A 13,513-nucleotide genomic window follows, 5' to 3' on the forward strand; every position below is an offset into this window, starting at 1 on the left:
TTTATTTCTCACCTTTTAAAATCATTGGAAAACCCGCCACACAAAACACAACCTTATCTGCAATTTGCCCTAAGGCTTGATGTAGCCTTCCTGCTTCGTCGACAAAACGGCGGCTTATCTCACCGAGTGGCACAACGCCTAAACCCGTTTCATTACTTACTAAAATGATTTCTGACTGGAGTGTGGGTAAAACTTTTAACAGCTGTTCACACTCAAATTGTTGAACGTTTTTATCTTCTAAAAGTAACAAATTGGTTAGCCAAAGTGTTAAACAATCCACCAGAATAATTTGGTTAGGTCTATCAATTTCTTGCAGAGTTTTTGCTAAAAATAATGGTTCTTCAACCAAAGACCAGTGAGCAGGACGATGATTTTGATGATGGGCAATCCGGCTTTGCATTTCAGAGTCAAGTGCTTGCGCCGTAGCAACATAAGTCACAGCTAATTGCGTATTTATTGCTGTTTGTTCAGCCAGTCGGCTTTTGCCAGAACGAGCACCACCTAAAATCAATTGCAACATGGCTCACCTAAAAACAAATGCTGATACGGATACAGCTGCCCTTGTAAAATTTGAGCCTCATAATAACCAAAGGTTAAATGCTCAACTTTAAGATCAAATTCAGCCTGATCGTATTGTACAGGTAATTGAGAAATTTTTTGTAAAATCAAATCACTACTATAGTCTTTTTTATACAAACCCAATGTAATGTGCGGATAGTAATCTAAAGCGGCAATTTCATTAGAAATTGAGCCTAATTTTTGACGTATGAAAGATAAGATATTTTCTTTATCCTGAATTTCTACAAATAAAGCACTACTAAAGCTATCAACCGAACCAATTTTTAATTGAAATGGTGCAATATTTTCTTTTCTTAAAATTTCCCTTTGCTGCACAAATTCACTAAAACAAAAGTCATCATCATGAACTTTAGTCTCATGAGTCAAGAAACCGCATATAAACAGCGTGACATGATATTGACGGTGATTAGGCTCTACTAGAAATTCTGAAAAATGCGCACGCAATTGATCTAGATAATGAACTAATTTCTGATCATTAATTTCTAGATACCATAAAGCGTAATTTTGACGCCCAAGGTGCCATTCAGGATAATCCCGCATAGACGTCGGCACCATGAGTGTGGAGGGTTTTAACAGCACAGTTTTAATTCAAAATCATTCAAATTTCGTATTAAAACATGTTTGCCTTTCAATTGTAGAGCCTTAATTTATTAAGCGAATTTAAACATATTGAGTACCTGTAGTTTTGGCGTTGGTAATACTCATGTTCAAGGGTTGTTTGTCTTGTTCAGAAAACAAATATTGAATAAGTTGAACCAACTCAACTTCAAGTTGTCTTCTTTGAGATGTACTCAGGTCTAAGGTCTGAATTTGCTGTTGCAAATGTTCAACCGCTTTAGTCTCTTCAATTTCTAAAAATTGAATTGCATAGGCATAACCTAAAGCAGCACCTTTTAATAAATTTTTATAAGGCAAATCATGACGAATATTCACTTCAATTGATGCCATAACACGTTCATTATGATTGAGTTTGCGTAATGGATCTCTAGCTACGCGTTGGCAAGGATCTTTAAATGCATATTCACATGAGTCTAGAAAACTTTGTGCCATTCGATTCAGATCTTTTGCATAGTTAGGTAATGCAATTGCAAGTCCCTGCTTCACTTCTGCAATTAAGTTCTCTGCAAATGCTTTAACGGAATGATCGCCCATGGCAACACCGATAGATTCATAACCCATTAAAGATGCGTACCAAGCAAGCATCGCATGTACGCCGTTCCATAGACGGTTTTTAATGAGTTGAATATCTGTAATTTGGTCAACCAATACCACCTGACGCAACTTTTCAAGTAAAGGACTACCTTTCTCTACATATATTGGCATATCGGTTTCACTATGGAACAGAATTAAATCCATGCTTTGTAATATATGCCCCGGCTGGAAATTACGACGCATGTTATCAACATAGATAGAAGCCTGATTTTGCTGATCTTGAGTCAGTTTATTGCAGTCTTCAATTTCGGTTTGTTCTTCTTGCTCCACATCTTCTAAATGCTGTTCAAGAAAATTATGCTTAATACGGAGCTGACGATATAAACTCTGATTAGAAAGTTTTGAAACCATACGATTAACTACGGTGTCGCAAAAGTAATGCTCTTTTAAAATATGCTCCGTTACATCTTCATCGTTGGTTAACTCTAGTAGAGCTTCTCTCAGATGCTTCATCACTAAATATTTCGCACCGACTTTATTTAAAATAATTAGAAAGGTTAGCGGTTCTATACATGTTTCAAGTGGTGAGTTAAAACGTGCATATAATCCTTTTGCAATTATTTTTGCTTCAGCTTCGATAGCTTTTTCGGGTAAACAAAGTGCAATTAAGCTTGAATGAGTATACATTTCTAACATTTGTTGTTCATTGTCAGAATCAACAATGGTCATATTCTCAATACGCTCATCATAAGAAAATTGCCCATAGCGAATACTGTAAGCTCCAAACGCATTTACAGCTTCGCGGAAAAGACTATTTCTTGTTGACGCAATAATACGTTTTGGTTTCGTATAACCATCCCAATGCGACAAGATTTGTGCTACATAACCACCGCCAATTGCTCCAAAACCATGTATCCCAACCGTCAGTTGATTTAGGCTTTGCGGAAAAGGTTCCAGCATCTCTGGCATAACCATAACAGGAATAAATTGGTCAAGATCTGTTAAGAAGTCATACATCTGATCATAATAAAAATGCGCTTTATCTAACATTTCATCATTTGGTTCTTTAATATCTTTTAATAAAATCGTTAGGCCTTTCGATGTATGCGCTGAAGTTAAACCATTTTCAGAATCTTCAAACATAAGACACTGGTTAGCGTCCAAGTGAAGTTGACTAGCTGCTTTTAAAAAGATTTCTGGATGCGGCTTTCCTTGTTCAACTTCATCTCCACAAGTAATCACATCAAAAAACTTATAAACATTCGCATTAATTAAATATTCTTCGGCAATTGCTCTACGGCTTGAAGTCGCAACAGCCATTCTTAAACCCGATTTTCGTAAACGTTCTAAAACTTGAACTAATCCCTTTTTAATAGGCACACCATGTTTACGAATATGTTCAAGCTCCATCTCATCGGCTCTTTTTCGTATTTCTTTATATGGCACATCTATTCCATATAAACGTTGTGCAAGTTTTTCCGCCGTTGTTGCACTTAAACCCAAACATTGCATTAAATATTCGTGTGAAAACTCCTGCCCAATCAGCTCTTGAGATGCTTGTTGCAATGTTTGAAACCGTAAGCGCTCAGTGTCAAACATTGTCCCATCCATATCAAAGATAGCTCCATGAACAGGTTTTCCATGAAAAATAAGCACGTTTTTACCTCTTTTTTTGATCATGTTTTATTCAGGGTATACAAAAAATTGATTAAAAAGGCAGGATGATAATAAATGAAACATTACTGGTTATTTTTTAATCAAAAATATAAGTAATCTGTTACTGAGAGAACTTAAAAACTCTAAAAGGTTGAATAATGAAAATAATTCTGAAACCGAGTTCTAATGCAAAGATAGCAAGCTATCCTTGCTTGCTATCTTTACTTGTTCTTTTTATTGCGCTGATAATGTTTATTTTTCTTAGGTCCATTTACTGCTAAACAAACCTGCATTGTTTTTATCATGTCTTGCAGGTCTACCAATACCAGAAATTTATCTAACTCTTGTTATCTTCTGGTAGAACCAAACTCCACACAATAATGATAATCATTTTCATTTAATAAGTCAATTTGATATTGCTCTTATTTTAATCAATCAAGGATATCTACAAATTGCGCCGTCAATATTTGCGCCAGATCATTCGGATTTAGACCAATATCTAATCCTCTTTTTCCACCACTTACATAAATTTTGCCAAGTTCTTGCGCAGAAGCATCTATCACAGTTTTCAAACGTTTCTTTTGTCCTAATGGACTAATTCCACCCACTAAGTACCCTGTTAAACGTTCTGCATCTTTTGGATTTGCCATTTGTAGCTTTTTACAGCCAACCGCCGTAGCCACCTTTTTTAAATTGAGTTGATGATTAACAGGTATAATTGCGACAAAATAATTTTTTTCATCAGTTACAAGTAGTGTTTTAAAAACTTCATTTACATCAAGATTTAATTTTTCGGCAGCTTCTAAACCGAAACTTTTAGCATTTGCATCATGCTCATATTCATGAATAGAAAATTCGATTTTATTACTTTTTAATAGTCTACATGCAGGTGTCATAGGATTTTAGATTTTAATGAAATGATATTGATTATATTTATTTTAGAGAAAAGTTTAAAATTTGCTTAGGCTATTTACATCATTTACATGAAAAATCAAACAGACATTGAACAAAAAACAATCTGAACTTGATATTGAGTGGATGACTCCAATATATTTAATTGAGATTTAAAGTCTGAACTGGCAAATTTATGAGTTACAAACACAATAATCTGATGGCAATGCGTCACCGTTTTTGGGATGAATCTTCAGATCATGTATTAAATGAAAAGCAATTTTTACAGCAGACCTTAATCGAACAAGGCATTTTTAATAATGCCACTTTTGAGGATGTTAAGTATTTTTTCTATACACTACCGAGCATCGTTATTGTAAAGGCCCATGCACTTGGTTTTATGCATGATTCTGTCAAGCAAATGGTTATTCAACATATTCAAGCTAATCGTATCCACTTAATGCAAAAAGCTGAATTAAAAATTCAGTTTAAAATGTAAGTTAATGATTAATATTTAATGGCTTTTTAATCTAGTTCCTCTTTCTGGAGAGATTGTATTTTAATTTTCATTATATTGCTTAGGCTATTTTAGAAAATTAAGATATAAAATGATACTTTCAACTCACCATTCAGTCTGAGGGAACTATTTTAATACGTTCAAAACATGTAATATTCGTTACAATTTTAGATCACCAGCGTTTGGCTGCATGATGCGCATAGGATTCTATTTTCATGTCAAATCAGAACGATAAGCTTAAGAGTTTAAAAACTTCTTCCATGGATCGACGCTTATCAATCGCGAAAGCTTCTTTACTGGCAGGAACACGTTGGGCTACTGCAAGTGCCTCTACCCTCTTCTCTAGTGAAGAAGAAAAAGAGAAGAAGCGTAAAAAGGCAATGAGCGAACAAGCTAATTATCTTGTTTCTGAAATTGGCAAACTTAAAGGTTCTATTGTTAAGATTGGCCAAATGATGGCGCTTTATGGTGAACATTTTTTACCAGAAGAAATTACTCAGGCGTTAAATACTTTAAACAACCAAACGGTTGCTTTAGACTGGCCTGCGATTAAGCCACATTTACAAGAACAACTTGGTTCTAAGTTAAACGATTTAACCATTGATCATGAACCTATTGGTACAGCTTCTCTTGCACAAGTTCATCGCGCAATCCGCAAATCAGATGGATTAGAGTTAGTTTTAAAAATTCAATACCCTGGTGTAGCGAGTGCAATTGACTCAGACATGAGTCTATTTAAAAACATGCTTAAGCTTACACGTATGGTGCCACAAACCCGTGAGTTTGATCAGTGGTTTGATGAAGTACGTGAAATGATGCATCGTGAAGTCAATTATGATGTAGAAGCAGCAACCACTCGCCGCTTTGGTGAGCGCTTAAAAGATGATGAACGCTATATTGTCCCTACAATTATAGATGACTACTGCACAGATCAAGTCCTGTGTATGACGTTTGAACGCGGCGTACCTATTAATAGCCCAGTAATGCTCTCTCTTCCACAAGAACGTCGTAATCAACTTGGTGAAGCATCATTAGAGATTGCAGTTCGTGAGATATTTGAATGGGGCGAAATGCAAACTGACCCTAACTTTGGTAACTACCTTGTTCGTTTAGGTAATGGCCAAGATGTTCAGGACAAAATCGTACTATTAGATTTTGGTGCGATCCGTCAGTTCGATGAACATTTACTATCAGTTGCGCGTAATCTCATACAAGCGGGTTATCAGCATGATAAACATGCAATGGTCCAAGCAATGACTGGATATGAGTTTTTCGATGCGATGCCTGAAAGTATTAAACCGGGTATGGCAGATGTCTTTTTACTTGCGACCGAAGCATTCAGCACCCCTGCAAATAATCCAGATATGCCAGCTGGCCTGATGGATGAACATGAACGTTATGACTGGAAAAAAAGCCAGTTACATAGTCGTGTTATGCAACAGGCAAGTAAATCAATGGCATCCCGATATTTCTCAGTCCCTCCAAAAGAATTTATGTTTATTAGCCGTAAATTTATTGGCGCATATACATTCATGACTGTAATTGATGCCAAAACAAATGTACGTCGTATGATTCGTAACTTTGCATAATTTGATCACGACTAGAATGGCTCAATGTCATTCTAGTCAATACAAACAAAATTATTATTTTTAAGAACTAATTTTTATTTATAAAATCAAAAACATAAAATCAAGTCTATTTTATTTTTACCATTTATCTACTCTTTTTTTGAATGTCAGTAACGACATAGTTTTTTCTTATACTGCGTGTCAGCATAAAACAATAACAATGTGTTAGGACACCATAATCATGACAAATATGATCAATAAAGCCCAAGGGTTGGGTTTATCGCTGATCACAAAATTAGCTGGAAGCGATGTACTTGATCAACTCAAACTACGTAAATTTCTTGAAAAGTCTCTTTATCAAGGTTCAAAAGCTGGCTTTAGAGCACTAAGCCAAACTCAAAAAGCATTTAAACCTAAACAAATTCCACAGCAACGCCTACCTCAGCAAAAGAAAAACCTATTTGATTTAAGCCTAACTGAAGAACAACAAATGACTTCTGAAGCAATGTCTCAATTTGCTAAAGAAGTTTTACTAGCATTAGCTCATGATGCCGATCAAGCAGCACAATTTCCAGAAAGTCTTTGGCAATATGTTGAAGATTTAGGGCTAAATTATTACGCCCTACCAGAAGCACTAGGTGGTGTTGCTGCTGAACAAAATATTGTAAGCAACTTACTAATTGCTGAAAAACTAGCTGAAGGTGATTTTAGTCTTACAGCGGGATTACTCAGTACCTTTAGCGTTATTAATGCAATCACACGTTGGGGATCTGCCGAGGTTCAGTCAATGTATCTGCCATGTTTTGCTGAAGACTCAGACATTACAGCAACCTTTGCAGTACAAGAAGCAACTCCAGCATTTAACCCTTATGTTTTAAAAACAAAAGCTTCTCTTGAAAATGATCAATTTTACATTGATGGTGAAAAAACCTTAGTCATTTTAGGTGATTTGGCTGATGTGTTATTGGTGAGTGCTGACTTTAATGGCAAGCCAGATGTATTTGTAGTGCAAGTGGGTGACACTATTTCCATTAAGAACACTCCGGCAATGGGCCTCAAAGCAACAGAGACAGCTACTTTAAAATTCAGCCACACTCCTGCTCTACGACTAGGTGCAACAGATTTTGATTACACCGCCTTTTTAGATTTAGGCAATCTTATGTGGTGTGCAATGGCTGTAGGAACCTGTGAAGCTATTAAAGCCTATTGTATTAAATATGCCAATGAGCGAACTGCTTTTGGAGAACCGATTTCACATCGCCAAAGTGTCGCATTCATGATTGCAGATATGGCAATTGAAATTGATGCTATGCGTATGCTGATTCTAAATGCCGCAAGTCTTGCTGAAGCAGGTAAACCTTTCCATCGTGAAGCATATTTAGCTCGTCTTCTTTGTGCAGAAAAATCCATGAAAATAGGAACAGATGGCGTACAAATTTTGGGTGGTCATGGCTTCACAAAAGAACACCCAGTTGAACGTTGGTACCGTGATTTACGTGCGACCGCAATTTTACATTCTGGCTTACATGCTTAAGATCAATCTGAGGACATTTTCATGAATTTACAAAATCCAAAAAAATTCAAAATGATGATTGATCAAGCACATGATGTTGCGATCAATGTATTACGCCCTATTTCCCGAAAATATGATAAAGCAGAACATGCTTATCCAAAAGAGCTCGATATGCTCGCTTCACTCATTGATGGCATGAATGAAGGTGGCGAAGGAATTAATGCAGGTGCAGCTGGTGCAGGAAAACGTGGTGAAACTGATAATGAAGGTGTCCGTAATGGCACCAACATGTCGACAGCACTAGGCATCATTGAAATGTGTTATGGCGATACTGGGCTATTACTCAGTATGCCACGCCAAGGTTTAGGAAATTCTGCAATTGCTGCAGTTGCAAATGATGAGCAACTAGAACGTTTTAAAGGTACTTGGGCAGCTATGGCGATTACTGAACCAGGCTGTGGTTCTGACTCTGCTGCGATCCGTACTACAGCAACTAAAGATGGCAATGACTATATTTTAAATGGTGAAAAGATTTTCGTAACCTCTGGTGAACGTGCAGACTCTGTGGTCGTGTGGGCTACCCTCGACCGAAAACTTGGACGTGCGGCAATCAAGTCATTTGTTGTACCTAAAGGCACACCTGGAATGAAGGTGGAGCGCCTTGAACATAAATTGGGAATTAAAGCTTCTGATACGGCAGTTATTAGTTTTACTGACTGCCGTGTGCCAGCCGAAAATCTTTTAGGTAATGCCGAAGTGGACGTTGCTAAAGGTTTCGCAGGTGTAATGGAAACTTTTGATAATACACGCCCGTTAGTCGCTGCTATGGCCATTGGCTGTGCTAAAGCTTCATTAGAACGTATTAAAGAAATTTTTAAAGATCAGTTGGACCCAAGTTACTCAACGCCATATTTGCAAACATCCAATCTTGCGGCACAAATTTACCGTATGGAGGCCGAATGGGAAGCAGCACGGTTACTCATGTTGAAAGCAACATGGATGGCTGACAACAAGAAACCAAACTCAAAAGAAGCTTCCATCGCCAAAGCAAAAGCAGGCCGTGTAGGTAATGAAATTACTTTGAAGTGTGTCGAGTTAGCAGCAAGTGTTGGCTATAACGAAGATGAATTACTTGAGAAATGGGCACGTGATTCAAAAATTCTTGATATTTTTGAAGGAACTCAACAAATTCAGCAGCTTATTATTGCTCGACGTGAGCTTGGTAAATCGTCAAGCGAATTAAAATAAGAGCGTTGCAAGTAAGTTAAAACTTCCTTGCTGCTTAGTACTACTCTATCTACAAAATAAAAACCCTCTAATCATATGATTAGAGGATTAGGTATTTCAGGTATATATTTTTTATTTATTTAACTGACGTAACTTCTAATGACTTATCAACTACACCGAATTTTTTAAAGATTTTTGCACGACGTTTTGGTGAAATATTTGCTTTATTTAAATCACCTTTGTAGTGATCAAATACACGCTTGTCCATCATTTTAAACCACAATGAAGGAATCAATGCTGGTAGCAACATACTTGCGTAACCACTTGGTAACTCAGGTGCTTCATCAAAATGGCGAAGCGCTTGAAATGGACGAGTCGGATAAGCATGGTGATCTGAGTGACGCTGTAACTGATATAAGAACAAGTTTGTCACTACGTTGTTATTATTCCAGCTATGCTCTGGCATTGTACGCTCATATTGGCCGTTTTCTTTTTTCTGGCGTAGCAAACCATAATGCTCAATATAGTTAATAATTTCAAAAAGACTAATACCGTAAAATGCTTGCGTCGCTAAATACGGAATCGTACCTTTACCAAAAAGTCCAATCATCGAACTATGAAAAGCAGCAGTCATACCCCAGCCTTGCAATAATTCATTATCGAGTGACCAGAACTCTTTACCTTTACGTTTTAATCGGTTTTTCTCAATTTCAATTGCTGACTTGAAAGAACCAATAACTGTACGCGGCCAGAATTCATAGAATGTTTCACCCATCCGTGAAGATGCAGGGTCTTCAGGCGTTGCCGCACGTTTATGATGGCCGTATGGATGCTCAATACGGAAATGGTTGTAACCTGTAGGTACTAAAGCAAGATGAGATAAAATATGGTCGATACGATCATGTTTATGGCTTAGTTCATGGGCTGTATTAATTGCAATACCATTAATTGCACCCATTGAAATACCAAGCAAAATTTTATCAATAAATGAAGTAGTTTTACGGCTTGTTAAATAACATGCATAAACATTTGCTGCATATTGTAATGGGATAAAGCTCTTCACCAAACGTGAATAATACGGGTCTTTTTCAAGAAGTTTAATTTCTTCATCGGTTGGATTACGTGCATCTTTACCAATAATCGTATCAATTGCAGGAATCACAACGTGTAATAAAAGTGGGCCACCTAAAGCAAATACTTTCTTTAATGGGCGTGGACCAAAATGGTAACCAGCTAAAATACCTAAACCAATTACAGGTAGAGCCGGACTAATCATCCATAAATAGCGCTTACGATCTATCTCACGCATAGACGCTGGCACTGGCATAAGTTCTTGCTGAACATTTACTGGTGCATTCATAGTCATATTTCCTTTTTCTATATATCTATATAGTTAAAGAAATACCATTTGCTTAACAGTTGTAACCGTCCAAAAAACCTATTTCAAAGTCTTTGGCATTTTCTTCCACTTTTTTGTCCTAAAAACACATGTTGATCTATTCTTATAGCTCACTATAATTTTATTAAAATAATGATTGATCACGTAAATATGGATGCACTAAGTAAATTTTTTGATGATATCCACTTAAATAAGTCTGAATATATCTATATAAAAGCACAAGGTGAATGGGCCTTTAAAACACAAGATCAATCTGCTTTACTTGCTTATATCGTTTTAACGGGTTCTGTATATATTCACATAAATGCTTCAGAAAAAATAACAGCAACAGCTGGAGATATTATTTTAATACCCTCTGGAAAAGCTCACCATGCTACAGACTCAAAAGCTACTGCGAGTAAACTTGTAGATCCTGTCGATATTACTCCGTTATTTAATGGGCATCGTCATGATCCAATTGAACTAGGTTCATCAGCATCTGAAAATACATTATTGCTCTGCCTACGCTGTCAAGTTGATACGTATATGGCTGGGCCACTTATTAATGCATTACCCTCTATTATGCATATTCAGCATGAGAACCAAACGACTCCACCTGAATGGTTGCAAATAGGACTTTATTTTCTAGCGGTCGAAACACAAAAAATTCAACCCGGTCATGACAAAATTATCGATCATTTAGTTAGTATTCTTTTAATTGAATGTATTCGAGATCATATTCAACAAATGTCTGACCAACAAAACTGGTTAGGAGCATTAACTCATCCTGAGTTAAGTAATGCTCTATCTGCAATTCATAGCCAACCTGAAGCAAGCTGGACTGTTGAATCATTAGCTGAACAATGCTGCATGTCACGTTCTAAGTTTGCCAATCTTTTTAATAGTATTATTGGGGAACCTCCCCTTACTTATTTACAGCATTATCGCTTTCGTTTAGCAAGCCAATATCTTCGTACAAGTAATTTATCAATTCAACAAATTTCAAATAAAGTGGGCTATTCGTCAGAAACAGCATTTAGTCAGGCATTTAAAAGAGTATTTGATTTATCACCTAAACAATATAGACAAAACTATATTGGCAGTAGTCTAGATCAGTAATAAAAAAAGCGCCGAAGCGCTTTTTTTATTACATAAGTTTTATTTGATTTTAGCGTGTGACTTTAAGTATTCGCTGTAATCTTCAAGTATTTGCTGACCGCGAGATTGGCGATAAAGCTGTTGTAATTGCTTTAACTGATCGGCCGGCATAGCGTTTACGGCAGCTGAATTTACATTAGAAACAGCAACAACGACTAACTCATTTGGTAAGTTCGCTGTTGTAACAGACCACATACCAGGTTTTGGCGTAGGAACACTAAATGCTGCACGCTCAATTGCACGTTTCAAACCTTGTGAACGAGTAAAGACACCAGCAGATTCAAAAGGTACATTATTTTTCGCAACAACTTGTTCAGCTGGCTGAGTTTTGAATTCAGTCAACATTGTTGCAATTTTAGCTTGAGCTGCTTTACGTGCTTTTTCATCAATCACTTTAGCTTTCGCTTCATTCATGGCTTGAGCAATTGGTTTAACACCAGCAGCATGATAATCACGTACTTTAATCCAAACTGTATCACCATTCGCTAATTGAATATTTGATGAAGCATTACGATCGCCATTTTTCACATCATCATTAAACAATTTAATTTTTACGTTTGGATCACTTAGTTGTGGATTTTGAGTCGCTAAAGTTACGCCATTTAATGATTCAATTTTAGTACCTTTAACTTGCTGTACAACTGCATCTAAAGAGTCATTACCAACAATTGTTTCATTCAAACTATTTACAGTATCAGAATAAACAGTAGCAACTTTATTCTTTTCAACTTCAGCAGTTAAACGCGCCTTCTCAGCTTCAAATGAGGGAATTTGGGTCGCTGGAGTTTCTGCTTCAATAATATGATAGCCATATTGTGTTTTTACTGGCTGTGAAACTTGACCATTTTTCAAACTTGAAACAGTTTTATCAAATGCATCAGAGAAAACGCCAGGTGCATAAGCCTCAACTAAACCACCTTTCGCTTTTGAAGTTGGATCTTCTGAGAACTGAGCTGCTGCTTGAGCAAATGAGAGACCGCCTTGAATTTTTGCGTATACATCTTTAGCGAGCTTTTGAGCTGCTGCATCATCACGAGCATCTGTCGTAATAAGGATATGTTTCACTACACGTTTAGCATCTTTTTGCTGAGTTTCTACAAACTTCGCATAAGCTTGTTTAAGCTCAGCATCTGTTGCTGGTGCAGGTTTCGCCATTAAAGACGGAGATAAAACAACATAATCTACATCAACAGAAGCAGGCTGTTTAAACTCATTTTGATGTTTGTTGTAGTAGTCAGTAGCTTCTTGATTAGATGCTGTTAAGCCAGTTTTATAACTGTCTAACTTAATGCTAGCCAAATGTAATGTACGTTGTTCAGTTTGCAAATTCGCAATTTGCATTAAATCAACTTTACTTACTAAAGAATAATCTGAAAAAGTTGAAGTTAACATTTTTAAAGCGTGATCTTGACGCAAGCTCGCAATTAAAGCTTGGCTTGTCATACCAATCGAACGCAAATAATTTTCATATAATTTTTGTGAAAACTGGCCATTTTCTTGCAAACTTGGCTGCTGAGCTAACATTTGCTCGATTTGAGCATCGCTCAAAGAAATACCCAGTTTTTCAGCTTGCTGAATAAGTAAATTACGAGATACCAATATATCAAGCGCTTTTGCTTGAATTACCGGTAAATTCAATAAACTTTCATCACCCTTTACAGCAGCTAAATATTGTTCTTTATACCTTTGCGTTAAAGTTTCAAGGTCTTTTTTTGATATGTCCTGTCCATTTACAGTTTTTGCGACATCTGCCTTGTTTCCCCTATTAAAATATCCATTAATACCTACAAGCGCTAAAGGGGTCAAAAACAAAATTAAAAGGACTTTGCCGAGCCAACCCTTAATGACTGTACGAAACGATTCCATAAGTATTC

At 36.6% G+C, this 13,513-nt stretch carries 11 protein-coding genes; 5 read left to right on the top strand and 6 right to left on the bottom strand.

Features of this window, described 5'->3' with window-relative positions:
* Position 1 precedes the first annotated feature (1 nt).
* From cobU to ybaK, 4 genes are all read right to left on the bottom strand, one after another.
* Positions 2–520 (bottom strand): bifunctional adenosylcobinamide kinase/adenosylcobinamide-phosphate guanylyltransferase, encoded by a 519-nt coding sequence (cobU, locus tag RMA95_RS13495; RefSeq protein WP_311071263.1) that lies wholly within the window; start codon positions 518–520, stop codon positions 2–4.
* On the bottom strand, positions 508–1,134 hold the full coding sequence (locus tag RMA95_RS13500) for a 2'-5' RNA ligase family protein (protein WP_311071265.1): 627 nt from the start codon (positions 1,132–1,134) through the stop codon (positions 508–510). The genes cobU and RMA95_RS13500 overlap by 13 nt, the downstream gene beginning before the upstream one ends.
* A 105-nt stretch (positions 1,135–1,239) precedes the next feature.
* On the bottom strand, positions 1,240–3,387 hold the full coding sequence (mtlD, locus tag RMA95_RS13505; RefSeq protein WP_311071266.1) for a bifunctional mannitol-1-phosphate dehydrogenase/phosphatase: 2,148 nt from the start codon (positions 3,385–3,387) through the stop codon (positions 1,240–1,242).
* Positions 3,388–3,818: 431 nt separating this feature from the next.
* Positions 3,819–4,283: a Cys-tRNA(Pro) deacylase gene (gene ybaK / locus RMA95_RS13510; RefSeq protein WP_004701891.1), complete on the bottom strand. Its 465-nt coding sequence runs from the start codon at positions 4,281–4,283 to the stop codon at positions 3,819–3,821.
* Between the two features lie 191 nt (positions 4,284–4,474).
* Here ybaK and RMA95_RS13515 point away from each other — a divergent pair, with 191 nt between their 5' ends.
* From RMA95_RS13515 to RMA95_RS13530, 4 genes are all read left to right on the top strand, one after another.
* Positions 4,475–4,777, top strand: a complete 303-nt coding sequence (locus RMA95_RS13515; RefSeq protein ID WP_004701894.1) for a hypothetical protein — start codon at positions 4,475–4,477, stop codon at positions 4,775–4,777.
* 233 nt (positions 4,778–5,010) lie between these two features.
* Complete coding sequence (locus RMA95_RS13520) at positions 5,011–6,384, top strand: AarF/ABC1/UbiB kinase family protein (protein WP_174736296.1); 1,374 nt, start codon at positions 5,011–5,013, stop codon at positions 6,382–6,384.
* Between the two features lie 229 nt (positions 6,385–6,613).
* Positions 6,614–7,897 (top strand): acyl-CoA dehydrogenase family protein, encoded by a 1,284-nt coding sequence (locus RMA95_RS13525; RefSeq protein ID WP_199999918.1) that lies wholly within the window; start codon positions 6,614–6,616, stop codon positions 7,895–7,897.
* A gap of 21 nt (positions 7,898–7,918) precedes the next feature.
* Positions 7,919–9,124: an acyl-CoA dehydrogenase family protein gene (locus tag RMA95_RS13530; protein ID WP_311071269.1), complete on the top strand. Its 1,206-nt coding sequence runs from the start codon at positions 7,919–7,921 to the stop codon at positions 9,122–9,124.
* Positions 9,125–9,239: 115 nt separating this feature from the next.
* Here RMA95_RS13530 and RMA95_RS13535 read toward each other — a convergent pair whose 3' ends face one another.
* Positions 9,240–10,463 (bottom strand): alkane 1-monooxygenase, encoded by a 1,224-nt coding sequence (locus RMA95_RS13535; protein ID WP_151761450.1) that lies wholly within the window; start codon positions 10,461–10,463, stop codon positions 9,240–9,242.
* A 171-nt stretch (positions 10,464–10,634) separates the two neighbouring features.
* Here RMA95_RS13535 and RMA95_RS13540 point away from each other — a divergent pair, with 171 nt between their 5' ends.
* Positions 10,635–11,600, top strand: coding sequence for an AraC family transcriptional regulator (locus RMA95_RS13540; protein WP_263613624.1), 966 nt, complete (start codon positions 10,635–10,637; stop codon positions 11,598–11,600).
* A gap of 39 nt (positions 11,601–11,639) precedes the next feature.
* On the opposite strand, the gene RMA95_RS13545 is transcribed toward RMA95_RS13540, so the two are convergent.
* The gene (locus RMA95_RS13545; RefSeq protein WP_263613623.1) at positions 11,640–13,505 is read right to left on the bottom strand and encodes a SurA N-terminal domain-containing protein; all 1,866 of its coding nucleotides are present in this window, start codon (positions 13,503–13,505) and stop codon (positions 11,640–11,642) included.
* Positions 13,506–13,513: the final 8 nt, after the last annotated feature.

The sequence above is a fragment of the Acinetobacter sp. V110_1 genome (genome assembly GCF_031798975.1).
In the GTDB taxonomy this organism is placed as follows: Bacteria; Pseudomonadota; Gammaproteobacteria; order Pseudomonadales; family Moraxellaceae; genus Acinetobacter; species Acinetobacter nosocomialis_A.

Coding starts and splice junctions, on each gene's coding strand:
- RMA95_RS13545 (WP_263613623.1), bottom strand. CDS start 13,505: ATGGAATCGTTTCGTACAGTCATTAAGGGTTGGCTCGGCAAAGTCCTT.
- RMA95_RS13535 (WP_151761450.1), bottom strand. CDS start 10,463: ATGAATGCACCAGTAAATGTTCAGCAAGAACTTATGCCAGTGCCAGCG.
- RMA95_RS13530 (WP_311071269.1), top strand. CDS start 7,919: ATGAATTTACAAAATCCAAAAAAATTCAAAATGATGATTGATCAAGCA.
- RMA95_RS13500 (WP_311071265.1), bottom strand. CDS start 1,134: ATGGTGCCGACGTCTATGCGGGATTATCCTGAATGGCACCTTGGGCGT.
- RMA95_RS13540 (WP_263613624.1), top strand. CDS start 10,635: ATGATTGATCACGTAAATATGGATGCACTAAGTAAATTTTTTGATGAT.
- cobU (WP_311071263.1), bottom strand. CDS start 520: ATGTTGCAATTGATTTTAGGTGGTGCTCGTTCTGGCAAAAGCCGACTG.
- RMA95_RS13525 (WP_199999918.1), top strand. CDS start 6,614: ATGATCAATAAAGCCCAAGGGTTGGGTTTATCGCTGATCACAAAATTA.
- RMA95_RS13515 (WP_004701894.1), top strand. CDS start 4,475: ATGAGTTACAAACACAATAATCTGATGGCAATGCGTCACCGTTTTTGG.
- RMA95_RS13520 (WP_174736296.1), top strand. CDS start 5,011: ATGTCAAATCAGAACGATAAGCTTAAGAGTTTAAAAACTTCTTCCATG.
- ybaK (WP_004701891.1), bottom strand. CDS start 4,283: ATGACACCTGCATGTAGACTATTAAAAAGTAATAAAATCGAATTTTCT.